19 protein-coding genes are annotated in these 24,499 nt (G+C 72.0%); 4 read left to right on the top strand and 15 right to left on the bottom strand.

Annotated elements, in window-relative coordinates; all coding sequences use genetic code 11:
• Positions 1-97 precede the first annotated feature (97 nt).
• From topA to bldG, 6 genes are all read right to left on the bottom strand, one after another.
• Positions 98-2,950 (bottom strand): type I DNA topoisomerase, encoded by a 2,853-nt coding sequence (gene topA, locus RM609_RS27485; RefSeq protein WP_311614268.1) that lies wholly within the window; start codon positions 2,948-2,950, stop codon positions 98-100.
• Between the two features lie 350 nt (positions 2,951-3,300).
• Positions 3,301-4,827 (bottom strand): DUF7059 domain-containing protein, encoded by a 1,527-nt coding sequence (locus RM609_RS27480; protein WP_311614267.1) that lies wholly within the window; start codon positions 4,825-4,827, stop codon positions 3,301-3,303.
• Between the two features lie 137 nt (positions 4,828-4,964).
• The gene (locus RM609_RS27475) at positions 4,965-5,543 is read right to left on the bottom strand and encodes a small secreted protein (protein ID WP_311614266.1); all 579 of its coding nucleotides are present in this window, start codon (positions 5,541-5,543) and stop codon (positions 4,965-4,967) included.
• Positions 5,544-5,741: 198 nt separating this feature from the next.
• On the bottom strand, positions 5,742-8,147 hold the full coding sequence (locus RM609_RS27470; RefSeq protein WP_311614265.1) for a sodium-translocating pyrophosphatase: 2,406 nt from the start codon (positions 8,145-8,147) through the stop codon (positions 5,742-5,744).
• A gap of 362 nt (positions 8,148-8,509) precedes the next feature.
• On the bottom strand, positions 8,510-9,001 hold the full coding sequence (locus RM609_RS27465; protein ID WP_311614264.1) for an ATP-binding protein: 492 nt from the start codon (positions 8,999-9,001) through the stop codon (positions 8,510-8,512).
• Between the two features lie 191 nt (positions 9,002-9,192).
• Positions 9,193-9,534, bottom strand: coding sequence for an anti-sigma factor antagonist BldG (bldG, locus tag RM609_RS27460; RefSeq protein WP_030367299.1), 342 nt, complete (start codon positions 9,532-9,534; stop codon positions 9,193-9,195).
• Positions 9,535-9,588: 54 nt separating this feature from the next.
• Between bldG and RM609_RS27455 the strand changes: the two genes are divergently transcribed.
• The gene (locus RM609_RS27455) at positions 9,589-12,081 is read left to right on the top strand and encodes a DEAD/DEAH box helicase (RefSeq protein WP_311614263.1); all 2,493 of its coding nucleotides are present in this window, start codon (positions 9,589-9,591) and stop codon (positions 12,079-12,081) included.
• Positions 12,082-12,145: 64 nt separating this feature from the next.
• Here the strand turns inward: RM609_RS27455 and RM609_RS27450 are convergent, their stop codons facing one another.
• The 7 genes from RM609_RS27450 to ssd form a co-directional block, all read right to left on the bottom strand.
• Positions 12,146-12,457 (bottom strand): Rv3654c family TadE-like protein, encoded by a 312-nt coding sequence (locus RM609_RS27450; protein WP_311614262.1) that lies wholly within the window; start codon positions 12,455-12,457, stop codon positions 12,146-12,148.
• Positions 12,458-12,479: 22 nt separating this feature from the next.
• Positions 12,480-12,848, bottom strand: a complete 369-nt coding sequence (locus tag RM609_RS27445; RefSeq protein WP_311614261.1) for a TadE family type IV pilus minor pilin — start codon at positions 12,846-12,848, stop codon at positions 12,480-12,482.
• Positions 12,835-13,050 carry a DUF4244 domain-containing protein gene (locus RM609_RS27440; protein ID WP_438828549.1) on the bottom strand — a complete coding sequence of 72 codons (216 nt, stop codon included), beginning with the start codon at positions 13,048-13,050 and terminating at the stop codon, positions 12,835-12,837. Before RM609_RS27440 ends, RM609_RS27445 begins: the two co-directional genes overlap by 14 nt.
• Positions 13,051-13,168: 118 nt before the next feature.
• A complete protein-coding gene (locus RM609_RS27435; protein WP_311614260.1) occupies positions 13,169-13,759 on the bottom strand; it encodes a type II secretion system F family protein in 591 nt (196 codons plus the stop codon).
• A 248-nt stretch (positions 13,760-14,007) separates the two neighbouring features.
• Positions 14,008-14,952 carry a type II secretion system F family protein gene (locus tag RM609_RS27430; protein WP_311614259.1) on the bottom strand — a complete coding sequence of 315 codons (945 nt, stop codon included), beginning with the start codon at positions 14,950-14,952 and terminating at the stop codon, positions 14,008-14,010.
• The gene (locus tag RM609_RS27425) at positions 14,949-16,106 is read right to left on the bottom strand and encodes a TadA family conjugal transfer-associated ATPase (RefSeq protein ID WP_311614258.1); all 1,158 of its coding nucleotides are present in this window, start codon (positions 16,104-16,106) and stop codon (positions 14,949-14,951) included. The genes RM609_RS27430 and RM609_RS27425 overlap by 4 nt, the downstream gene beginning before the upstream one ends.
• A complete protein-coding gene (gene ssd / locus RM609_RS27420) occupies positions 16,103-17,197 on the bottom strand; it encodes a septum site-determining protein Ssd (protein ID WP_311614297.1) in 1,095 nt (364 codons plus the stop codon). Before ssd ends, RM609_RS27425 begins: the two co-directional genes overlap by 4 nt.
• A 466-nt stretch (positions 17,198-17,663) precedes the next feature.
• Here ssd and RM609_RS27415 point away from each other — a divergent pair, with 466 nt between their 5' ends.
• Positions 17,664-18,536 carry an HAD family hydrolase gene (locus tag RM609_RS27415; RefSeq protein WP_311614257.1) on the top strand — a complete coding sequence of 291 codons (873 nt, stop codon included), beginning with the start codon at positions 17,664-17,666 and terminating at the stop codon, positions 18,534-18,536.
• 331 nt (positions 18,537-18,867) lie between these two features.
• Here RM609_RS27415 and RM609_RS27410 read toward each other — a convergent pair whose 3' ends face one another.
• Complete coding sequence (locus tag RM609_RS27410; protein WP_311614256.1) at positions 18,868-19,689, bottom strand: Fic family protein; 822 nt, start codon at positions 19,687-19,689, stop codon at positions 18,868-18,870.
• Positions 19,690-19,790: 101 nt separating this feature from the next.
• Between RM609_RS27410 and RM609_RS27405 the strand changes: the two genes are divergently transcribed.
• On the top strand, positions 19,791-20,783 hold the full coding sequence (locus RM609_RS27405; RefSeq protein WP_311614255.1) for an ATP-binding protein: 993 nt from the start codon (positions 19,791-19,793) through the stop codon (positions 20,781-20,783).
• Here the strand turns inward: RM609_RS27405 and RM609_RS27400 are convergent.
• On the bottom strand, positions 20,764-21,990 hold the full coding sequence (locus RM609_RS27400) for a polysaccharide deacetylase family protein (protein WP_311614254.1): 1,227 nt from the start codon (positions 21,988-21,990) through the stop codon (positions 20,764-20,766). The two genes, RM609_RS27405 and RM609_RS27400, sit on opposite strands and share 20 nt — an antisense overlap.
• Before the next feature lie 296 nt (positions 21,991-22,286).
• On the opposite strand from RM609_RS27400, the gene RM609_RS27395 reads away from it, so the two are divergent.
• On the top strand, positions 22,287-24,272 hold the full coding sequence (locus RM609_RS27395) for a carbonic anhydrase (RefSeq protein WP_311614253.1): 1,986 nt from the start codon (positions 22,287-22,289) through the stop codon (positions 24,270-24,272).
• Positions 24,273-24,499: the final 227 nt, after the last annotated feature.

Below are 24,499 nucleotides of genomic sequence, written 5' to 3'. Positions count from 1 at the left end.
CCGAGGCCAGGTACGGACCAGCCCCCGCCCGGTATGGACCGGACCAGCCCCGACCGGAACGGACCAGGCCGCCCCGAGAAAGGGCGGCCCGTCCGGCCTACTCGGCGTCGGCCGCCGCGGCCGACGCCGCGGCGGTCTTCTTGGCCGTCGTCTTCTTCGCCGCGGCGGTCTTCTTCGTCGCCGTGGTCTTCTTGGCGGCCGCCGTCTTCTTGGCCGCGGTCTTCTTCGCCGGGGCCTTCTTGGCCGTGGCGGCGGTCTTCTTCGCGGGCGCCTTCTTCGCCGTCTTCTTGACCGGCCCCTTGGCGCGCTTCTCCGCGAGCAGCTCGTAGCCGCGCTCCGGGGTGATCGTCTCGACGTCGTCGTCACGGCGCAGCGTCGCGTTGGTCTCGCCGTCGGTGACGTACGGGCCGAAGCGGCCGTCCTTGACCACGACCGGACGCTCGCTGACCGGGTCGGTGCCCAGCTCCTTCAGCGGCGGCTTGGCCGCGGCGCGTCCGCGCTGCTTGGGCTGCGCGTAGATCGCCAGGGCCTCGTCCAGCGTGATGTCGAAGAGCTGGTCCTCGGTCTCCAGGGAGCGCGAGTCCGTGCCCTTCTTCAGGTACGGGCCGTAGCGGCCGTTCTGCGCGGTGATCTCCACGCCCTCGGCGTCCTTGCCGACCACCCGGGGGAGGGACATCAGCTTGAGCGCGTCGTCCAGCGTCACCGTGTCGAGGGACATCGACTTGAAGAGCGACGCGGTACGCGGCTTGACGGCGTTCTTCCCGGTCTTCGGGGTGCCCTCGGGGAGCACCTCGGTGACGTACGGGCCGTAGCGGCCGTCACGGGCGACGATCTGGTGGCCGGTGCCCGGGTCGGCGCCCAGCTCGAAGTCGCCGCTCGGTTTGGCGAGCAGCTCCTCCGCGTACTCGACGGTCAGCTCGTCCGGGGCCAGGTCGGCCGCGACGTCGGCGCGCTGGTGGCCCTCGGAGTCCTTCTCGCCGCGCTCCACGTACGGGCCGTAGCGGCCGACGCGCAGCACGATGTCGTTGCCGACGGGGAAGGAGGACACCTCGCGGGCGTCGATCGCGCCCAGGTCGGTGACGAGCTCCTTCAGACCGCCGAGGTGGTCGCCGTCGCCGTTGCCGGCGTCGGCGGCGCCGCCCTCCGGGCCCTCGCCGAAGTAGAACCGGCGCAGCCACGGCACGGCCTGGGCCTCGCCGCGGGCGATGCGGTCGAGGTCCTCCTCCATGGAGGCGGTGAAGTCGTAGTCCACGAGCCGGCCGAAGTGCTTCTCCAGCAGGTTGACCACGGCGAAGCTCAGGAAGGACGGCACGAGCGCCGTGCCCTTCTTGAAGACGTAGCCGCGGTCGAGGATCGTGCCGATGATCGACGCGTAGGTCGACGGGCGGCCGATCTCCCGCTCTTCGAGCTCCTTGACCAGCGAGGCCTCGGTGTAGCGGGCCGGGGGCTTGGTGGCGTGGCCGTCGGCGGTGATCTCCTCGGCCGACAGCGCGTCGCCCTCGGAGACCTGCGGCAGCCGACGCTCGCGGTCGTCGAGCTCGGCGTTCGGGTCGTCGGCGCCCTCGACGTAGGCCTTCATGAAGCCATGGAAGGTGATGGTCTTGCCGGACGCGCTGAACTCGGCGTCCCGGCCGTCGCTCGCCCGGCCGCCGATCTTCACGGTGACGGAGTTGCCGGTCGCGTCCTTCATCTGGGAGGCGACGGTCCGCTTCCAGATCAGCTCGTAGAGCCGGAACTGGTCGCCGCTCAGACCGGTCTCGGCGGGGGTGCGGAAACGATCACCCGAAGGACGGATCGCCTCGTGCGCCTCCTGGGCGTTCTTGACCTTCCCGGCGTACGTGCGCGGCTTCTCCGGCAGGTAGTCGGCGCCGTAGAGCTGGGTCACCTGCGCCCGGGCGGCGTTGATCGCCGTGTCCGAGAGCGTGGTGGAGTCCGTACGCATATAGGTGATGAAGCCGTTCTCGTACAGCTTCTGGGCCACCTGCATGGTCGCCTTGGCACCGAAGCCCAGCTTGCGCGAGGCCTCCTGCTGGAGCGTGGTGGTACGGAACGGCGCGTACGGGGAGCGGCGGTACGGCTTGGACTCGACCGAGCGCACCGCGAAGGCCGCGTCGGCGAGGGCGGCGGCCAGCCCGCGGGCGGTCGCCTCGTCCAGGTGGAGGACCTGGGAGCGGTCCTTGAGCTGCCCGGTCGACCCGAAGTCACGGCCCTGGGCGACGCGACGGCCGTCGACCGAGGACAGCCGGGCGATCACGGTCGAGGGGTCGCTGTTGTCGCCGGGACGACCGGTGCCGAAGGTGCCGGTGAGGTCCCAGTACTCGGCGGACCGGAAGGCGATGCGCTCCCGCTCCCGCTCGACGACCAGTCGCGTGGCCACGGACTGCACCCGGCCGGCGGACAGCCGCGGCATGACCTTCTTCCAGAGGACCGGCGAGACCTCGTAGCCGTAGAGGCGGTCGAGGATGCGGCGGGTCTCCTGGGCGTCGACGAGCTTCTTGTTCAGCTCGCGCGGATTGGCGACGGCGGCCTGGATGGCGTCCTTGGTGATCTCGTGGAAGACCATCCGGCGGACCGGGACCTTGGGCTTGAGGACTTCCTGGAGGTGCCAGGCGATGGCCTCGCCCTCGCGGTCCTCATCGGTGGCGAGGAAGAGCTCGTCGGACTCGGCCAGCAGGCCCTTGAGCTTCTTGACCTGATCCTTCTTGTCGGCGTTGACGACGTAGATCGGCTGGAAGTCCTTGTCCACGTTGACGCCGAGCCGGGCCCAGGGCTCACCCTTGTACTTCGCCGGGACCTCGGCGGCCCCGTTCGGGAGGTCACGGATGTGCCCGACGCTCGCCTCGACGACGTATCCGGGGCCGAGGTAGCCCTTGATCGTCTTCGCCTTGGCAGGCGACTCGACGATGACGAGTCGGCGGCCGCCCTGTGCGGTCTCGCTGGTCGGGGACAACTTCGCTCTTCTTCCGGTCGACACTCAGTGGGTGTTTCGGTCTGGGCGTTGCGTGACGCTGCGGAGTGTGACGGTACATCCCGCCCCCGTGTCAAACGGAAAAAGCCCGCAACGCCACTCGAACGGTAACCCGACAAGCGTCCTGTCTGCCGCCCGGACCGTCACACCACTGTCAGGAAGGCCCCATCGGCCCCACGGCCGCCGCCCGCCGCACCGGCCCTGCCGGGCGGACGGGACGGGCGGCGGAAACATGACGCGAACACGACCCCTCCGTCCGCCGTTCCCATGAGTCGGGCGACGGCTTCCCGGGGCCCGGTCCGGTGCGGGGCAAGGGGCCGGCGGCGGGGCCGTCAGTCGCCGGCCGGCGAGAGAAAGCCCTGCTCGACGAGGGTGCGGATGGCCTCCGGGGTACGGTCGCGGAGCAGCACCGCGTCCTCCCCGACGAGCTGCGCGATGGCGTCGAGGATCCGGCCCGCCGGGAGCGTCCCGTCGCAGACGCCCGCGAAGCCCGCCCCGACCGTGTCCACCTTGGTGGCCCGGCGCATCCCCCGGTTCTGCCGCAGCACGACGTGCTCGGGGTCCTCCGCGCCCGGCAGCCCGACCTGTTCCTGGACGACCTCGTCGGCCAGCGTGAAACGGGCCGCGAGCAGCGCCGCGTCGTCATGCGTCCGGAGGAAGTCCTGTCGCTCGAAATGAGCCGTTACGGACGGGCCGAGCGGCTGCTCGACCGGGTGGGGCCACTCCTCCGCGATCACCGACGGGCGGTCGCTGCCTGTTTTGCGCAACGTGATCCAGCCAAATCCGACGCCCTTGGTCTTCCGCGCCTCGAACTCCGCCAGCCAGGCGTCGTAGCGGGCCGCGTACTCCTCGGGCGCGGTGCGGTGGTCACCGGCGTCGCGCAGCCACAGCTCGGCGTACTGCGCGACGTCCTGGACCTCGCGCTGGACGATCCACGCGTCGCAGCCGCGCGGCACCCAGGAGGACACCCGCTCGCGCCAGTCCTCGCCCTCGACGTGCTGCCAGTTGGCCAGCAGCTGGCAGTGGCCCCCGTCGTTGAGCCGGTCGGCCGAACGCTGGACGAGCGTGCGGCACAGGTCGTCGCCGCCCATGCCGCCGTCACGGTAGGTCAGCCGGGCGCCGGGCGAGATCACGAAGGGCGGGTTGGAGACGATCAGGTCGAAGGTCTCCCCCGCGACCGGCTCGAACAGCGAGCCCTGACGCAGATCGGCCTCCGGCGCGCCGGACAGCGCGAGGGTGAGCCGCGCGATGCGGAGCGCGCGCGGGTTGAGGTCCGTGGCCGTGATCTTGGTCGCGTGCTGGGCGGCGTGCAGCGCCTGGATGCCGGAGCCGGTGCCGAGGTCGAGGGCGCTGCCCACGGGCGTGCGGACCGTGATCCCGGCGAGCGTGGTGGAGGCCCCGCCGACACCGAGGACCAGCTCCGAGCGGTCCACCCCGGCCGGGCCACCGCCCCCGGCGATCCCGCCGGCGCCGCCCACGGCGCAGCCGAGGTCGGAGACGATCCACCAGTCCTGGCCGTCGGGCCCGCCGTACGGGCGGACGTCGACGGTGGCCCGTACCTCGTCGCCGTCCCGGACGAGCCAGCCGTCGGCGAGGCAGTCGGCCACGGGCAGCGCGGCGGCGGCACGGTCGTACGCGACGGGGCACTGGAGCAGGAAGAGCCGGATCAGCGTCTCCAGCGGGCCGTCCCCGCGGGTGGCGCGCAGGGCGGGAACGGTCTCGCTGCGGGCGAGGGCTGCGTAGGCGGGGGCGCCGAGCAGGTCGAGGAGGCCGTCGGCGGTGAAGGCGGCGGCCAGCAGGGATTCGCGCAGGCGTGCGGTGCGCGTGGGATCGGCGTCGGGAAGGCGGGGCGTACTCACGGGACCATTGTCGGGGGCGGCACCGGGGAACGACGAAGGCCCGGCGCGCCGAACGGGGGCGCACCGGGGCCGCGGCGCCTTCCCGGCCGCCGGCTGTGCCTTCTCGTGTCTGTTTTCTTGTGTCTGCTTTTGGTTTGCTACGGCTTCTTGGTCTGCGACGGGGAGCCCGCCGGCTTCTGGCAGGCCGGCGTCCTCGACATCGCCTTGCCGACGTCGCCGGACTGGAGCTTCTTGAGCGCGTCGTCGCTCCGGCTGCTGAGCTTGGCGATGTCTCCCGCGATGGCCTTGAGGCCGTCGCCGAACTTGGACCTGTCGCCGGTGTCCAGCGCGTCCACCCGCTTCTTCAGCTCGGCGTACGCCCCGGAGAGGTCGTTGAGCGCCTTGACCGCGTTCTTCTCGCTGCTCTCGCCGTCCTTGACGGGCGGTGCGCCCGCGTTCTGGACGGAGGCGGCGAGCGCCTTGTACGCGTCGACGTTGGCCTGGAAGGCGGCGGAGTCGGTCTGCTGGATCTTCTTGGAGTCCTGCTCGTTCTGGACGGTCGCGATGGAGGCGTTGGCGTCGGTGATCTTCTTCACCTGAGGCTGCATCTGGTCGCAGACCTGTTTGGCCCAGTCATCCAGCTTCTTCTTGTTGCCGCTGTCGTCGCCGCCGCAGCCTGTCAGCGTCAGGACGAGTGCCGCCCCGCCGGACAGTGCGGCCACAAGCTTCTTGTTCACCGGATTGGTCCCTTCGATGGCTCTCGGCCCGGGAACTTACACGTCCGCTCGCGAAGGGCCGGGAGCCAAGCACACCGTATGCACCCTTTTGAAGCCGTTTGCACCAAGCTTGGCGTGGCGTTCGCCGCACCTGGGCGGGGGTGCGGACGGTGTGCTCCGCTCATTTCCGTACGGGGTACCGCTCCGACTGAGACGCCGTCAGAGCCGGGGGGACGGAGCCACCACCGCCGGGTCCGCCGGCGATGCCGCCCGCTCCGCGCCGTCGTCCCCGTCCACGGCGACGCCGCGCCGCTTGGAGACGTAGACCGCGCCGACGATGACGACAACGGCCAGCGCCGCCACGGCGATTCTCAGCCCCTTGTTGGCGTCGGCACCGTAACTGAACTTCACCACCGCCGGCGCGATGAGCAGCGCCACCAGATTCATCACCTTCAGCAGCGGGTTGATCGCGGGACCGGCGGTGTCCTTGAACGGGTCGCCGACCGTGTCGCCGATGACCGTCGCCGCGTGCGCCTCGCTGCCCTTGCCGCCGTGGTGCCCGTCCTCGACGAGCTTCTTGGCGTTGTCCCAGGCGCCACCGGAGTTGGCGAGGAAGACGGCCATCAGGGTCCCGGTGCCGATCGCCCCGGCCAGGTACGAGCCGAGCGCCCCGACACCCAGCGCGAAGCCGACGGCGATGGGCGCCAGAACCGCGAGCAGACCGGGGGTGGCCAGCTCGCGCAGCGCGTCCTTGGTGCAGATGTCCACCACGCGCCCGTACTCCGGCTTCTCGCTGTAGTCCATGATCCCGGGGTGCTCGCGGAACTGCCGCCGCACCTCGTAGACCACCGCGCCCGCCGACCGCGACACCGCGTTGATCGCCAGCCCCGAGAAGAGGAAGACGACCGCCGCGCCGAGGATCAGCCCGACCAGGTTGTTGGGCTGTGAGATGTCCAGGCTCAGCCCCAGCTCCCCCGCCTTGGCGTGCACGTCCGCCACGGCCGTCGCGATCGCGTCGCGGTACGAGCCGAACAGCGCGGACGCGGCGAGGACGGCCGTCGCGATCGCGATGCCCTTGGTGATCGCCTTGGTGGTGTTGCCCACCGCGTCGAGGTCGGTGAGCACCCGCGCGCCCGCGCCCTCGACGTCACCGGACATCTCGGCGATGCCCTGCGCGTTGTCGGAGACCGGCCCGAAGGTGTCCATCGCCACGATGACGCCGACGGTCGTGAGCAGCCCGGTGCCGGCGAGGGCCACCGCGAACAGGGCCAGCATGATCGAGGTGCCGCCGAGCAGGAACGCCCCGTACACCCCGAGCGCGATCAGCACGGCCGAGTAGACCGCGGACTCCAGGCCGACGGAGATCCCCGCGAGGACGACGGTCGCCGGGCCGGTCAGGGACGTCTTGCCGATGTCCCGCACGGGGCGCCGGGAGGTCTCGGTGAAGTAGCCCGTGAGCTGCTGGATCAGGGCCGCGAGGACGATGCCGATGGCCACGGCCACCAGGGCGAGGACGCGCGGGTCGCCGCCGTGCCCCTGGATGGCGGCGTCGCCGACGCCCTTCAAATCCGCGTAGCTGGAGGGCAGATAGGCGAACACGGCCACCGCCACCAGCACCAGCGAGATGACGGCCGAGATGAAGAAGCCCCGGTTGATCGCGCTCATCCCGCTCCGGTCGCTGCGGCGCGGCGCCACCGCGAAGATGCCGATCATCGCCGTGACCACGCCGATGGCGGGCACGAGCAACGGGAAGGCCAGGCCTGAGTCGCCGAAGGCCGCCTTGCCGAGGATCAGCGCGGCGACGAGCGTCACGGCGTACGACTCGAAGAGGTCGGCCGCCATGCCCGCGCAGTCGCCGACGTTGTCGCCGACGTTGTCGGCGATGGTGGCCGCGTTGCGGGGGTCGTCCTCGGGGATGCCCTGCTCGACCTTGCCGACCAGGTCGGCGCCCACGTCGGCGGCCTTGGTGAAGATGCCGCCGCCGACCCTCATGAACATGGCCAGCAGCGCCGCCCCGAAACCGAAGCCCTCCAGCACCTTGGGCGCGTCGGCCGCGTAGACCAGCACCACACAGGACGCGCCCAGCAGGCCGAGGCCGACCGTGCACATGCCCACGACGCCACCCGTACGGAAGGCGATCTTCATGGCCCGGTGGGCGACGACCGTCAGGTCCTTCTCCGGCTCGCCCTTCGCGGGCGTCGCCTCCCGCGCGGCGGCCGCCACCCGCACATTGCTGCGCACCGCGAGCCACATGCCGATATAGCCGGTGGCCGCCGAGAACACGGCACCGACCAGGAAGAAGAGGGAACGTCCCATGCGCTGCGACCAGTTGTCGGCCGGCAGCAGCATCAGCAGAAAGAACACGATCACGGCGAAGACGCCGAGGGTGCGCAACTGCCGGGCGAGATAGGCGTTCGCGCCCTCCTGCACCGCCGCGGCGATTCTCTTCATGCTGTCGGTTCCCTCACCGGCCGCCAGCACCTGACGCACCAGCACCACGGCTACCACGAGCGCCGCGGCCGCCACCACCGCGATCACCGTGACGAGGGTTCGATTGCCGTCGGTCAGCTCGACGGCCAGTCGTTGAGTGAAGTCCACCTGTTCAGGGGTGAAAGGCCCCGCCATTCGTCCTCCTTAGACGTTTGGCACATGGGCGCGCGACCATTCGTCCAGCCGCCACGCTCAGGCGTCCTGAGCTCAAGATGGACGGATTGTAGGGAGCATGGCGAGATCAAAACAGAGCGCGGCAAACGGAATGAGACTTCTCGCGAACCGAGCCCATGCGGAGCCCATCGGGTGGAATGGTGAAGATCAAGAATTGTTCCCCGGAGGATCTCCGAAGAATCGATCATTCATCGACCGGCCGGTGAAGAACCGGCATAGCGCAAGGGCGCGAAAAGGAACAAGGGCGGCGTCCCCGCCCCAGTCGACGACGCACGGTTACGACCGGCGTCAGGCCCGCGCTACAGCGCGAAGCGGCTGCCGGACTACGGCGCCACGGACGACGATGTCGTCGGCCAGCTCATCCGGATCAGGCCGCCCGTCTCGCTCGCCGTCACCTCGACGTCGTCGACCAGGCCGCTGATCACGGCGAGCCCCATGTCGTCCTCGCTGTCGACGCCGCTGTCGTCCGGCGTGGCGGGGGCGGCGGAAGCGGAGGACGCCGGGGAGCCGGCGGGGGCGGCGGAACCGGACGCGGCAGCGGCCGTCGCGGCCATGACACCGGGGTGGGGGGCGTCGTCGGCGACCTCGATGGAGAACTTCTTCTCGTCCTCCGTGAGCACCACCTTCACCGGGCCGGCGATCTCATGGCTCCGGTGGAGGCTCACGGCGCGTGAGCACGCCTCGCCGACGGCGAGGCGGACCTCGTCCAGCACGGCCTCGTCCACCCCTGCCCGGCGCGCCACCGCGGCCGCCACGAGCCTGGCCGTGCGGACATGCTCGGGAAGGGCGCTGAAGAGCAGTTCGACGGTGGCCATGCCATCCCCCTCGGTGGTACGTGCCCTCGTCCCCACTGCCGGAACACAGGGCGAACTCGCGGAGGGGCCGGGCCCGTGAGCCCGTCACCCCCGGCGCGGCTATGTGGCTGTGCGGCTGTACGCGTGCGGCACCACGGCCGTACGACGGGCGGGCGGCCGCCATCCGGCGCCGACCGACCGCCACCCGGCCGTCAGTCGGTCGCCTGCACCGCGTCCTCGACCGAGGTGTGGATCGGGAACACCTTGGTCAGGCCGGTGATACGGAAAATCTTCAGGATGCGCTCCTGGTTGCAGACCAGCCGCAGCGAACCCTCATGGGCACGCACGCGCTTCAGCCCGCCGACCAGGACGCCGAGCCCGGTGGAGTCGAGGAAGTCGACGCCCTCCATGTCCACGACGAGGTGATAGCTGCCGTCGTTGACAAGCTCGACCAGCTGCTCACGCAGCTTGGGCGCGGTGTACACATCAATCTCGCCACCGACCCGGACAACCGTACGGTCGCCTACGGTCTCGGTCGACAGGGACAGGTCCACGGATCCTCCAGCACCTTGCATCGAGCGGTCGCCCCCCATGGATCGGCAGCCGCGATGGCATTCAATCACTTACCGGCAGGCGCGCACGACGCCTTGGCGCCATTGTCCGTCAAGCCGGTGACACACTCGGTGTCGATGGCCAACGATCAACTCCCGCCGGAGGCGGGCGTGCACCCCGCTCCCCGGACAGTCCTCGACCGACTCGTCGCCGGGCAGGGCCGGGCTGCACGCATCACTCATACGGAGCACTTGCCCCCTCGTCCCGGACGTCATGCCCCCTGGCCCGAGAAGATCCGGCCGGAAGTGATCGACGCCATTCGGGCCGCCGGAATCGAACGGCCCTGGGCCCACCAGGCGCGCGTCGCCGAGCACGCGCTGCGCGGCGAGTCGGCCGTGGTGGCCACCGGCACCGCCTCCGGCAAGTCCCTCGCCTATCTGGCCCCCGTCCTCAGCGCCCTGCTGGACGGCTCCGAGGCCCCCAACGGGCGTGGCGCGACCGCCCTCTACCTCGCCCCCACCAAGGCCCTCGCCGCCGACCAGCGCCGCGCCGTACGCGCCCTCGCCGGCCCCCTCGGCAAGGGCGTCCGGCCCGCCGTCTACGACGGGGACACCCCCTTCGAGGAACGCGAATGGGTGCGTCAGTACGCCAATTACGCGCTGACCAACCCGGACATGCTCCACCGCTCGATCCTGCCCGCCCACCCCCGATGGGCCTCCTTCCTGCGCGCCCTGCGCTATGTCGTCATCGACGAGTGCCACGCCTACCGGGGCGTCTTCGGCTCCCACGTGGCCCAGGTGCTCCGCCGGCTGCGCCGCCTGTGCGCCCGCTACGGCTCCGATCCCGTCTTCCTCCTCGCCTCCGCCACGGCCTCCGACCCCGGCCCCGCCGCCGGCCGGCTCACCGGCCTGCCGGTCGCGGAGGTCACCGAGGACGCCTCCCCGCGCGGCGAACTGGTCTTCGCCCTCTGGGAGCCCCCGCTCACCGAGCTCCACGGCGAGCGCGGCGCCCCCGTCCGCCGCACCGCCACCGCCGAGACCGCCGACCTCCTCACCGACCTCGCCGTCCAGGGCGTGCGCACCGTCGCCTTCGTCCGCTCCCGGCGCGGCGCCGAGCTGGTGGCCCTCATCGCCCAGGAGCGACTGGCCGCCGTGGACCGTTCCCTCCCCTCCCGCGTCGCCGCCTACCGCGGCGGCTACCTCCCCGAGGAACGCCGCGCCATCGAGCGCTCCCTCCACACCGGCGAGCTGCTGGGCCTCGCCGCCACCTCCGCCCTGGAACTGGGCGTCGACGTCGCCGGCCTCGACGCCGTCCTCCTCTCCGGCTACCCCGGCACCCGCGCCTCCCTGTGGCAGCAGGCCGGCCGCGCGGGCCGCACCGGCCGGGGCGCGCTCGCCGTCCTGATCGCCCGCGACGACCCGCTGGACACCTACCTCGTCCACCACCCCGAGGCCCTCTTCCAGCAGCCCGTGGAGTCCACCGTCCTCGACCCGGACAACCCCTACGTCCTCGCGCCCCACCTGTGCGCGGCCGCCGAGGAGCTGCCCCTGACCGAGTCCGACCTGTCGCTCTTCGGACCCGAGGCCATGGCCGTGATCTCCCAGCTGGAGGCCCGCAAGCTCCTCCGCCACCGGGGCACCGCCTGGCACTGGACCCGCCGCGAGCGCGCCGCCGACCTCACCGACATCCGGGGCGGGGGCGGCCGCCCCGTCCAGGTCGTCGAGGAGGGCACAGGACGGCTGCTGGGCACCGTGGACCGGTCCGCCGCCCACACCACCGTCCACGAGGGCGCCGTCCACCTCCACCAAGGCCGCAGCTACCTCGTGCGCCACCTCGACCTGGACGACTCCGTCGCCCTGGTGGAACAGGCCGACCCGCCCTACTCCACGACGGCCCGCGACACCACGGCCATCTCCATCCTGGAGACCACCACCGAGGTCCCCTGGGGGGACGCACGGCTGTGCTTCGGCTCCGTCGAGGTCACCAACCAGGTCGTCTCCTTCCTCCGTCGCAGACTCATCACCGGCGAGGTCATGGGCGAGACCAAGCTGGACCTGCCACCCCGCACCCTGCGCACCCGCGCCGTGTGGTGGACCGTCACCGAGGACCAGCTCGACGACGCCCGGATCTCCCCCGAGGCCCTCGGCGGCGCCCTCCACGCCGCCGAACACGCTTCCATCGGCATGCTCCCCCTCTTCGCCACATGCGACCGCTGGGACATCGGGGGCGTCTCCGTCCCCCTCCACCCCGACACCCTCCTGCCGACCGTCTTCGTCTACGACGGCCACCCCGGCGGCGCCGGCTTCGCCGAGCGCGCCTTCCACACCGCCGCCCGCTGGCTCGGCGCCACCCGCGAGGCCATCGCGGCCTGCGAGTGCGCCGCCGGATGCCCTTCCTGCATCCAGTCCCCCAAATGCGGGAACGGCAACGACCCACTGGACAAGAAGGCCGCCATCCGCCTCCTCACCCGCCTCCTCTACGACGCCCCGGAGGACTCGGAGGCCCCGGCCGTCCCGGAGGGCTCGGAGGCCCCGACGGAGACGGGCTGAGCCCGGGACGAGACGGGAGGCGGTGCGGGCCGGACGGCGCCGTCGGGCTACACGCGGAGAGGCGTCACGGGGCGTACGCCGCCTCCGGCGGCCCGGCGCGGGCCCGTACCCTCAGCGCGTACGGTCCGGCCCGGGCCTCCGCAGCCACTTCCGCGAACTCGCCCTTCACCCCGCAGCGCACCACTCTCACACCCTGCGCCGAGGCGACCTTCCGGGCGAGACCACAGGCCGCCGCCTCCCCCTGGAGGGCGTGGTCGGCGGCGGCGAGCGCCGCCAGGTCCGCCGCCCCGCCCGCCCGATGACGAGCCATCACCACCTGCCCCATGGCCAACAGCGCCGCGAAGACCACACAGGACGCCATCGCGACAGCCGCCACCCACACCGAGGCCAGGCCTCCGTCATCCCACCGTCTCCTCCGCAAGGGCCACCGCCTCCCCGCTCAGCCGTACCGCCAGCGGCCCCGGCCCGGCGGCCCGGGCCTCGACCCGCACCCGGACGAGATCGCCCTCCCGTGTCAGCCCGATCCGGGCCCCGCGCGGAGCGGCGGACCGGGCCGCGGCGACGGCCGCCGGAGGCGGGTCCTGCCGGGCCGCCGCCCGCGCCCCCGCCCGGGCCGCGTCCACGCACTGGATCTGCGCGGACGCGGCCATCAGCCCCCAGAGCAGGGCCACAGCGAACAACACCAGCACCGGTAGCGCCACTGCGGCCTCGGCCGTCACATAGCCACCGTCGGACCGCGCTCCGGACACCCCGTCAGAAGGTCGCATGGAGCGCCTTCACGATCAGTTGCTGAAGGGCCGAGCTGACGGCCCCACTGGTGACCACCTTGTACAGAACAGCCGCCAGCGCACACGCCGCGAGCGTGCCCACCGCGTACTCCGCCGTCGTCATCCCGGCCTCGCCGGCGCCCCTCATCCAGGCCCGGCGCGCCGTCCACCACGACGTGACCTTCATCGCCGCCACTGCCATGACCGATCCCCCATCTCTTGATCGCTTGAGATGTGCGCGGTGCGCCCTCATCCGTCGCACCGTCACTTTCCTTTTCCTTCACGTGCTTTTTGCTCACCGCCCATGCGCCGGGCCGCGTTCAGCTTCCGCGCATGAGCCCCTCCGCCAGCCCGACCACCACCGGCACCACCCCAACCGTCAGGAACGCGGGCAGGAAGCAGAGCCCCAGCGGTGCCGTCGCCTGGACCCCCGCGCGACGGGCCCTCATCGCCGCCGCTCTCCCCTGGGCCGCACGCAGCCGCGCCGCCAGCCGCGCCATGGGCTCCACCGCCGGGACTCCGGTGGCCTGGGCCCGTTCCAGACAGCCCGCCAGCGGGGCGGCCCCGGGCAGGCTCCCCAGCCGCCCCCAGGCAGTGCCCGGATCACCGCCGAGCCGCACCTCCGCCGCCGCTTGGGCCAGCCGGGACCCGACCGGGCCACCCAGCGAGCCCCCGACCGCCTCGGCGGCCTCCCTGGGCCCGGCACCGGCGGCCAGACAAGCGGCCAGAAGATCGGCCGCCAGGGGCAACTGCCGCCCCACTTCCTCGGCCCGCACCTCTCCCTCGGCCTCCTCGGCCTTCCGACGCCATCGCCAGACACCACAGGCCGCGGCGGCACCCGCCACGCAACCGGCGACACCCCCGACCAGCCAGACGAGCACGAGCCCGGCGATCCCCATTACCACGGCCACCGCCACAGCCACCCGCCCGTTCGGACCACTCACCGCGTGCCGTGACCGGCTGCGCGACCGGCCCCCGCCTTCCGCCGTCTCGCCTACGGCCGCCCCGCCTGCCGCCGGGCCATGGCTCCCGAGCAGAGTCACCAACCGGCCGCGTACCGTACGTCTTCCGCGCGCACCCCTCCCCAGCGTCGTCACGCACACCGTCGCGATCGCGGCCAGCACCACCGCCCACAGGCTGTGGACAACAACACCCCCGTTCACTTCTCCCGTTCCCTCCCACTCGTCTTCCCCGGCCCTTCAGCGACCCGGACGATGCGCCGGGTCCACGCGATCCCCGCGCACTCCAGCAGTCCGCCGAGCACCAGACATCCGAGGCCGGTCGGCGTGTGCAGCAGCACCCGCAGCGGCTCGGCACCCAGCGCGGCACCCATCAGCAACGCGAGGACGGGAAGCAGCGCCAACATCACGGCCGTGGACCGGGTGCCCGCCAACTGGGCGCGCAGTTCCTCCCGCTGATCCCGCTCGGCACCCAGAGCCGCCGCGACACGCTCCAGGCCCGCGGCCAGACCGGCCCCGCCGTCGACCGCGACCCGCCAGCAGGCCGCCACCCCCTGGAGCCCCTCGGCCCCCGACCGCCACCCCGCCTTGCGCAGCGCGTCCGGTACGTCCCCGCCGAACCTCGCCGCCGCCGGCACCGCGGGCCACCCCGGACCCAGCCCCGCCTCCCTCAGCCCGGCCACCGCCGCACCGGGCTGACGCCCCGCCCTGAGCTCACCCGCGACGGTGCCGCACATGTCGATCACGGCGGATTCCCGGCGCTCCCGCTCACGCTGCCGCTCCCGCGCCGCCAGCCACCGCCGTACGAGCGGCACGGCCAGCGCTCCCACGATCAGTGGCAACACCGACTTCCCCAGCACCGCCACCGCGCAGCCGACGGGCAGGCAGAGCAACTCACGCCTCTCCCGCGCCACCCGCCGCAAGCGCCCGGCCCACTCACCCATCCGGCCCGGCACGGCGAGACCCGGCCCGCTTCCGGCTCTCCCGCCTCCAGCCGTCCCACCACCGGCCAACAGCAGCCGGGCCCGCCGCACGCCCGGCCCAGGCCGAGCCCGCAACGCGGCGAGGGCGCAGAGCGACAGGACGAGGAGCAGCAGCGCGGCATATCCGGAGGAAGCCTGTGCCCCGGACGGCCACCCGGTCATGGCACACCCCCGGCACGCCCGCACAGCTCGGCCAGCCGGTCCCAGCCCCGCGCCCGCTCGAAGCCGTCCTCGCCCCACACGGCCGCCGGTACGGTCGTCACCAGACCGGCGGAATCCCGGTCGAGCACATGGACTTCCGCGACCCTTCTGCGGCCGCCGTGGTCACGGACCATATGGATCACGACCGACAGGGCGGCCGCGAGCTGGCTGTGCAGCGCCGCCCGGTCGAGGCCCGCCGTAGAGCCCAGCGCCTCCAGCCGGGCCGGGACATCCGCGGCGGCATTGGCGTGCACCGTGCCACAGCCTCCTTCGTGCCCCGTATTGAGGGCGGCCAGGAGGTCGGTGACCTCGGGACCGCGCACCTCGCCGACGACCAGCCGGTCCGGGCGCATCCGGAGCGCCTGGCGCACCAGATCCCGCAGGGTGACAAGGCCGGTGCCCTCCTGGTTCGCGGGGCGGGTCTCCAGCCGGACCACATGCGGATGGTCCGGGCGGAGTTCGGCGGAGTCCTCGGCGAGGACGATCCGCTCGTCGGGCGCGACCAGCCCCAGCAGGGTGGACAGCAGAGTGGTCTTGCCCGAGCCCGTGCCGCCGCTGATGACGAAGGAGAGCCGGGCATCGAGGACGGCGCGCAGCAGTCGCTCCCCGTCAGGGGGTAGCGCCCCCGCGGCCACGAGCTCCGCCAGGGCGAAGGCGCGCGGCCGGACGACCCGCAACGAGAGGCAGGTGGATCCGACGGCCACGGGAGGCAGGACGGCGTGCAGGCGTGTGCCGTCCGGAAGTCGGGCGTCCACCCAGGGCCGGGCGTCGTCGAGTCGGCGTCCGGCGATGGCGGCGAGGCGCTGGGCGAGGCCGCGCACCGCCGCCGCGTCGGGGAAGGTCACATCGGTGCGCTCCAGGCCCGCGCCCCGGTCGATCCAGACCCGGTCGGGAGCGGTGACCAGGACGTCGGTGACGTCGGGCGCCGCCAACAGGGGCTCCAGAGGGCCCGTGCCGACCAGCTCGGAGCGCAACCGGGCCGCCACGCCGAGGACTTCGGCGTCGCCCAGCAGCCGTCCCTCCCGGCGCAGCGCCTCGGCGACCCGGGCGGGTGTCGGCTCGGCCCCGCTCTCCGCCAGCCGCAGCCGTACGGCGTCCAGCAGCGCGAGGCTCATGCCGGCACCCCCTCGTTCTCGGGAAGTGCCCTGTCCCAGAACTCCGCGCTGAAGCGGGCCAGCGGCCCCCGCTCGGCACCGCCCGGTGGCCGGCCGGCGTCGAGCGCGTCCGACAGACCGGGTTCCAGGGGTAGTTCACCCGCAAGGGGGAGCCCCAGGAGGCGGGCGATCTCGTCCGCCTCCAGGCCAGAGCCGAACGGGCCGCGCACGACGGCCCGCAGATCCCTCAGCAGCATGCCCAGCGTCGAGGCCACCCGGTGGGCGGCGGCGACGGCCCGCAGTTCGGCGGGGACCACCAACAAGCCCAGATCGAGCTGTTCCAGGGCTTCGACGGCCGGTTCGTCCAGCCTGCGCGGCAGGTCCACGACCACGACTCCGCCGCGCCGCCGGGCGGCGGCCAGGACGGCGCGCATCGCCTCGGGCGGGACGGCCGGGCAGTTGCCCCGGTCCCAGCTCAGGACGCGCAGGGAGTGGAGTTCGGGCAGGGCCTCCTCCAGTGCCTGGCCGGCCACCCGCCCCCGCGAGTCGGCGAAGGCGGGCCAGCGCAGTCCCTCGGACCTCTCCCCGCCCAGCAGTACGTCGAGCCCGCCGCCCAAGGGATCGCCGTCGATCAGCATGGTGCGCCGCCCGGCGCGCGCCGCGCCCACGGCCAGGGCGCAAGCCAGGGTGCTGGCCCCCGCGCCGCCGCGGCCGCCGACGACGCCCACTGTGAGAGCCGGGCGGCCCACCCCCTCGACGGCGTCGGCGATCCGGTCGACGAGCCAGCCCTCCCCGTCGGGCAGCAGGACCACATGGCGGGCGCCGATCCCGACGGCTCTGCGCCAGACGCCGGGGTCGCCGGGATCCCTGCCGACGAGCACCACGCCCTCGACGCGGGCGGCGGCCCCCAGCCCGGTGGCGCTGTCGTCGCCCACCAGGATCAGGGGCGCACCGTCCCAGCCGGCTCCCCGGGCGAACGGGCCATGGACGACCTCGGGCACCGCACCCGCCGCGGCGCACAGCCTCAGCAGATCATCGAGCAGCGCCTCGTCCTCCGTGACGATCAGCGGGCCCCGCTGCTTGCCGTCGCCGGAAGCGGGCCGATCGGACATGCTGGATCCGGTCACGGTCTCTCCCCTCTCACTCCACGCTCTCGTCTCCGCGAACATCGCGGATCTCGCGGGGAATCACCGTGCAGCGAACCGGGAAATCGTGTGGATCTTGGTCAAAAACTGTGGACAACTCAACGGTTGTGAATATCCCGCTCACCTATACCGGTGACTTCCTGAGAGCAGCATGGCGATTACGCTGCGTAACGAGTATGAAGGGGGGAGACCACGCGCCCAACAGGGGCGGACGAGGACGGAGGAGGCCCGATGACGACGACCGAAACGCGTCCGGACATGCGACGACCCCCGCCGGGGGGGAGAGCGGGGGTCGTCCCCACGGCCGACTCGGGGGGGGAGGAGTCGGGCCGGGTTAGACACGGTCGCGAACGATCCGTGACTTCCATGGTGTACCCGAGAGCCTTCTCAGGCAAACCCACACGCCTCAGCTTACGCCGAATGGAGGGCCCCTATGCTCGGCGACGTGGAAAACCACTCCTTGCCTAGGACCGCCGCGTTCTTTGATCTGGACAAGACGGTCATTGCGAAGTCGAGCACGCTCACCTTCAGCAAGTCCTTCTACCAAGGCGGCTTGATCAACCGGCGTGCCGTGTTGCGTACCGCCTATGCGCAGTTCGTCTTCCTGGCCGGCGGAGCCGACCACGACCAGATGGAGCGGATGCGTCAGTATCTCTCCGCCCTCTGCAGGGGCTGGAATGTCCAGCAGGTCCGCGAGATCGTGGCCGAGACCCTGCACGAGCTCATCGACCCGATCATTTACGACGAGGCCGCCTCGCTCATCGAGGAACACCACGCCGCGGGACGGGATGTGGTGATCGTGAGCACGTCGGGCGCCGAGGTCGTCGAGCCGATCGGGGCGTTGCTGGGCGCCGACCGGGTCGTGGCCACCCGGATGGTCGTCGAAAACGGCACCTTCACGGGGGAAATCGAGTACTACGCCTACGGCCCCACCAAAGCCGAGGCCGTGCGCGAGCTGGCCGCCTCGGAGGGATACGACCTCAGCCGCTGCTACGCATACAGCGATTCGATCACCGACATTCCGATGCTGGAGGCGGTCGGCCACCCTCATGCCGTCAATCCCGATCGGGCATTGCGCCGCGAAGCGGTGTCACGCGACTGGCCGATCCTCTCCTTCAACCGGCCCGTGCGCCTGAAGCAGCGTATTTCCGCGCTGTCCATGCCATCCCGTCCGGCGCTGCTCATGGCCGCCGCGATCGGCGCGGCGGCGGCCACGGCGGGGCTGATGTGGTTCGCCAATCGCCGCCGCACGACCCTGCCCGGCTTGTCCGCTTTTAATGTCAAAAGCAAAAGAACTGCGGCTTAGGCTTCCGCTTCCACGGCGACAGGAGTAGAAAGGACTTAACGGCCCGCGAGACCAGGGACATCCGGGAGGACGCCCCTCACGCACCAAGGCCCCACGGACCGAGCATGAAAGCCGGGCACCCACGCGACGCCGACCCGTCGATTACGGGCCAGTCGCACCAGGTGGCGGGCGAAGTACCCGGCCTGATGGGCGAATTTCGTGCACGCATGGTAACCCGGCGGACGTGCCAGCGGCGGTACCGGAGCAGTACAGGTACCGCCGCAACCCATGTCCGCCACAAGGGTGATGAGGCTGATCGAGGGCCGGTGGCGGCCGGCCCGGTGACCGCCGGTCAGGCGGCGCCGCGCTGAAGCGCCTCGCACACTGCCGTACTCTCCCGCACCCCCAGCTCGACGGCCCGGCCGCAGTGCGCGATCCAGGCCGCCAGGCCCGCCGGGGTCCCCGAGACATAGCCCTCGAGCGCCGCCGCATAGGCCTCCCGGCCCTGCTCCGCGTGTCCCACCTCGGCCGGGCAGATGGCCTTGGGGTCCAGACCGCTACCCACCAGCACGATGCGCTCGGCCGCCCGCGCGACCAGGCCGTTGTACGACCCGAACGGCCTTAGGGCGAGCAGCTCGCCATGGACCACGGCCGCCGTCACCAGCGCCGGGGCCGCACTGCCCGCGATCAGCAGCCCCGCCAGCCCTTCCAGTCGTCCCGCGACCTCGTCCGCGCCCGGCAGCGGCAGCTCGACCAGCGGCTCCACCACCGGCTCACCGGCCAGCCGCGGCCGTCCGACCGAGGCGTCGGGCCGGTCGCCACCGGCGGCCACCAGATGCAGCCGGGCCAGAACCCGCAGCGGGGACTGGCGCCACACGCTCAGTAGTTGACCCGCCTCGGCGGTCAGCCGCAGCGCCGCGCCCACCGCGCGCGGCTCCCCCTCACCGCTGAAATCGGAGCGGCGGCGCACCTCTTCGAGGGCCCAGTCCGCGCCGGACAGCGCGGCCGAACCCCGCGCAGCACGCAGTGCCGCCTCGGAGGTGACCTCATTGCTCCGGCGGCGCATCACCCGGTGCCCATACACCCGGTCCACCGCCTTGCGTACGGAGTCCACGGAGTCGGCAACGCCCGGGAGCGAGCCCAGGGTGGCAAGCGGATCGGCTGTCGTACTCATGGGTAAGACACTACGCACTTCGGGTCTACACCCCTCGAAAGAGTGGTCCTCTTCACTCACGACTCTCACTCAGCGCACCCCTGCACCTACTCTTGGTGAACATGAAGATCGCTTTCGTGGGGAAGGGCGGCAGCGGCAAGACCACGCTGTCCTCCCTGTTCATCCGCCACCTCGCCGCCGGCCGCGCCCCTGTCATCGCCGTGGACGCGGACATCAACCAGCACCTGGGTGCGGCGCTCGGGCTCGACGAGGTGGACACCGCCGCGCTGCCCGCGATGGGCGCACGGCTTCCCTTGATCAAGGACTATCTGCGCGGCGACAACCCACGCATCGCCTCGGCGGAGACCATGATCAAGACGACTCCGCCGGGCAACGGCTCACGGCTGCTGCGCGTCACCGAGGACAATCCGGTCTACGAGGCGTGCGCCCGTACGGTGGCGCTGGACGACGACGCGTCCGTCCGGCTGATGGTCACCGGCCCCTTCACCGATTCCGATCTCGGTGTCGCCTGCTACCACTCGAAGGTCGGCGCGGTCGAGCTGTGCCTGAACCACCTCGTGGACGGGCCGGGCGAGTACGTGGTCGTCGACATGACGGCGGGCAGCGACTCCTTCGCCTCCGGGATGTTCACCCGTTTCGACATGACTTTCCTCGTCGCCGAGCCCACCCGTAAGGGTGTGTCCGTCTACCGCCAGTACAAGGAGTACGCGCGGGACTTCGGCGTAGCGCTGAAGGTCGTGGGCAACAAGGTGCAGGGGCAGGACGACCTCGACTTCCTGCGTGCCGAGGTGGGCGACGACCTGCTCACGACGGTCGGCCACTCCGACTGGGTACGGGCGATGGAGAAGGGCCGCCCGCCCCGTTTCGAGCTGCTGGAGGAGGTCAACCGGCAGGCCCTGCGCGTTCTGGGCGAGACCGCGGACGCCTCCTACGAGCGGCGCGACTGGCGGCGCTACACCCGCCAGATGGTCCACTTCCACCTCAAGAACGCGGAGAGCTGGGGCAACGCCAAGACGGGTGCCGATCTTGCGGCGCAGGTCGATCCCGCGTTCGTGCTGGACGAAGAGCTGCTGGCTACCGCGCAGCCCGTCTGACGGCGGCGCCGGAGAACCGCGCCCAGCCGTTCTTCGGCGCCTTGCCGATCTCCAGCTCGCGCAGGTCCGTGAGCAGCCGGGGATTCTGGGCGTCCAGCCAGTCCGCCAGCTGTTTGAAGGAGACACAGCGCACGCCGTCCTTCACACAGACCTTCTTGATGACGCTCTCGACGGCACGCATGTACGTGCCGCCGTTCCAGGACTCGAAGTGGTCGCCGACGAAGAACGGGGCGCGGTTTCCCCGGTACGCCCGCTGGAAGCCCGCCATCAGGCCGTCGCGCATCTGCCTGCCCCACGCCTCCCGCCGGGCGGGCTCGCCCTCGGTGGTACCGGACTGGTTGGCGAGGAAGTTGTAGTCCATCGACAGCGTCTCGAAGTCATGCCCCGGGACGGGGATGTCCTGCAAGGGGAAGTCCCAGACGCCACGGATCTTCCGGGGCCAGACCTGCCGCCCGCCGATGGAACTCGCGTCGTAGCGGAAACCCATGGCCTTGGCCGCCGGGATGAGATTGCGCTGGCCTTCCAGGCAGGGCGCCCGCCCGCCGACCAACTCCTTGCCGTAGTCGAACGGAAGGGGTGGTTCCGACCTGAGCCCGGCGTTGGTCCGCCAGTGCCTGACGAACGACTCCGCCTGCCGGATCTCGCTCATCCACTCCTTGCTGGTCCAGGTGCCGACGCCACCATGGGCGCCGCAGAAATGGCCGTTGAAGTGGGTGCCGATCTCATTGCCCTCGAACCAGGCTGCGCGCATCTGCGCCACGGTGTCCCGGACGCCCTCGACGTCGTTGAAGCCGATGTCGGAGGCGCCGGCGGAGTGCCGGGGCGGGGCGTAGAGCTTCCGCTTGGCGGCGGGGAGCATATAGACGCCGCTGAGGAAGTAGGTCATGGTCGCGTGGTACTTCCTGCCGACGGCACGGAAGTGGGAGAACAGTTTCTGCTCGTCCTCGCCCGCGCCGTCCCATGAGAAGACGACGAACTGCGGCGGTCGTTCACCGGGTTCGAGACGGCGCGGGACGGGCTGCCCGGGCTGAGGGCCGGTCTCGGCAGTGGAGCCGTCGCCGATCAGCCGGACCGGCCGCCCGGCCGGGTACGGGCGGGTCGGCGCCCGACGGCCGCCGGCGGGCGCGGAGGCGTCGGGCGTCGCGGCCCCCGAGGCCAGCGCCAGGGCCGTCAGGCCGCCGAGCGCGATTCTCCATGCAGCAGCCATGAGCCACCTCGCCGTTCGACTCGCCTGTCCGGCGGGGCGGGCAGACGTTCAAGCGACGCCACCATCGCATGGGGTCAAAACTGAACAAAGGAGGCAGGCATTTAAAAATACTTATTCGCTCGATCGGGGGAAGGGTCCGGGCGCTCCCTCGCCAGCCCTTTACTCTGCATTACGATCCGTTTACCGAGAGTTGATGGACGCCTGTCCGTCGCAGCCGCTCCCGCCGCTGCCCGCCGTGACCACGGCCGCGCATCCAGCGCGACCGCGCCGCCCCGACGAAGAAGACGGGACCGACGATGCCCGCTCAGCAGACCCAGACGCCCCCTCCCTTCCCGGCACTCCGCCAGGACGGCCCCCCTGAGCCCAGTGGGCGAAGCCGGTCCGCCTGGTCCCGGGGTCTCCCCGCCTCCGCCGCCGTCACCTTGGCCGCCGTTCCCCTCTCCCTGGGGATCGCCCTGGCGGCGAGCCTCCCCCTCCAGGCCGGCCTGATCGCGGCGGTCGTCGCCGGTATCGCCGGAGCGGTGTTCGGCGCCGCCCCGGCCCGGGCCGGGGGCACGGCCGCCTGTCTGGTGCTGGTGACCGCGGAGCTGGTCCAGCGCCAGGGCTGGCAGGTCACCTGCGGGGTCATCGCCCTCGTCGGGCTGGTGCAACTGGCCCTTGGTGCCCCACGGGTGGCCCGTCTGGCGTCGGCGTTCAGTCCCGCCGTCGCACGCGGGATGCTCACGGGCGTGGGAGCGACGATCGTCCTCGGCCAGGCGCCCGTCGTACTGGGCGGCGGTCCTCAGCCCTCCTCGCTAGCAGGCATCCGGGCCTTGCTCTCGGAGTTGACGCGTCCACAGCCAGCCGCGCTCCTGGCCGCTGCCGTCACCGTGGTGGTGCTGACAGTCTGGCCCCGGCTGCCCGGCAGGGCGGGGCGGCTGCTGCGGCTCGTCCCGGCCCCGTTCGCCGCGCTCGCCCTGGCCATGGGCGCGAGCCTCTCCCTGAACACGCCCCGGGTCTCCTTCGCCCCCTGGGAGTCGCGAGTACTGCCCGGCCTGCCGGACGGCCCGGTGCTCGGGATCTTCGCGGCGGTACTGACGCTCACGCTCGCCGCGAGCGCGCAGTCGCTGCGGTCCTTGCTGCCGACCCCCGTCCAGGAGTGGCTGCGCCCCCGCGGCGCGGTGTCCCCCGGCGCCGCACGGCCCGGGTCCCACGCGGGCGCGGCGGTGTGTGCCGTCTGCGTGCTGCTGTGCGCGGGGCTGCCGACGGCGGTGCCGGAGCTGGTCCCGCTGTCCGCCGTGGCCGCTCTCGCCGTCGCGGCCGGGCTGAGGTCGGCGGACCTGGCACAGGTCAAGCAGATGTCGCGACACAGGGAGTTCCCCATGTACGTGGCCACGCTCGGGTCGGTGCTGCTGCTGGGAGTGGTTCAGGGCGTCGTGGTGGGGATGGTGATCGCCGCGTTGCTCCCACTGCCCGGGATCGCCCGCTCCCTCCGGGGCCGCGGCAAGCCCACCACGGACCCCGCCGGTTCTTCTGCCCACCGCCCCTGGACCCCTTGGCGTCATCACGACCGCGCCCACCGCGCGGAAGAGGAGGCCGGGCCCGGCGAGACCGGGCAACTCCTCGGCGGGGTGAGCGCCTTCCAGCGCGACACGGCCCCACTGGTCCGCGACGAGCTGGCCAGGCTCGCCCGGGAAGGACAACGCCCCAGCCAGCTCTTCCTCACCTGCGCCGACTCCCGGCTGGTGACCAGCATGATCACCTCAAGCGGCCCCGGCGACCTGTTCACCGTGCGCAATGTCGGCAATCTGCTGCCCCCGCCCGGGGACGACGGGAGCTGCGACTCGGTCGGCGCCGCCGTGGAGTACGCCGTGGAGGTGCTCAAGGTCGGCAACATCACCGTCTGCGGGCACTCGGGATGCGGTGCCATGCAGGCCCTGCTGGATCTGGCCGCCTCCCCCGCCGGCCATGGCCTCGTCTCCGCCCAGACCCCGCTCACCCGCTGGCTGCGGCACGGCCGGCCCAGCCTCGCCCGAATGCAGCGGATCGGCCGACTGGGGCGTGGCGAGGTGGCGCTGGCCGACCGTCCCGTCGCGGACGACGTCGAGCGGCTGGCCCTCGTCAACATCTTGCAGCAGCTCGACCATCTGATGGCCCACCCCTGTGTCGCCCGTCGGGTGGCCGAAGGATCACTGCGGCTCCAGGGGATGTACTTCCACGTGGGAGAGGCCCAGGCCTATGTCCTGGACCGGCGTTCGCGCACCTTCACCGCCGTACGGCCGGCCGTCCTGGACGCCGTATGACCCATCCCGGATGACCCACCCCGTCCGGCACACCGGTCCGCCCGCCCCGGCGCTCGTACCCACCCGCCCCGACACTCGCGCCCGCCCGGCCCGACGCCTCCGCCCGGCACTCCGGCGCGACGCCCCCAGCGCGTCCCATCGGCCGCACCACCCCCTCTGACCTCGGCACATCAGGTTTCCATAAGGTCTAAACCACTTTTTGTCCACACCCCTTGTCAGGGTGCGTC

The sequence above is a fragment of the Streptomyces hesseae genome, from assembly GCF_031845785.1.
Lineage (GTDB): Bacteria > Actinomycetota > Actinomycetes > Streptomycetales > Streptomycetaceae > Streptomyces > Streptomyces hesseae.
The sequence above is the reverse complement of the archived record's forward strand: the minus strand, read 5'-3'. Positions and strand labels throughout refer to the sequence as shown.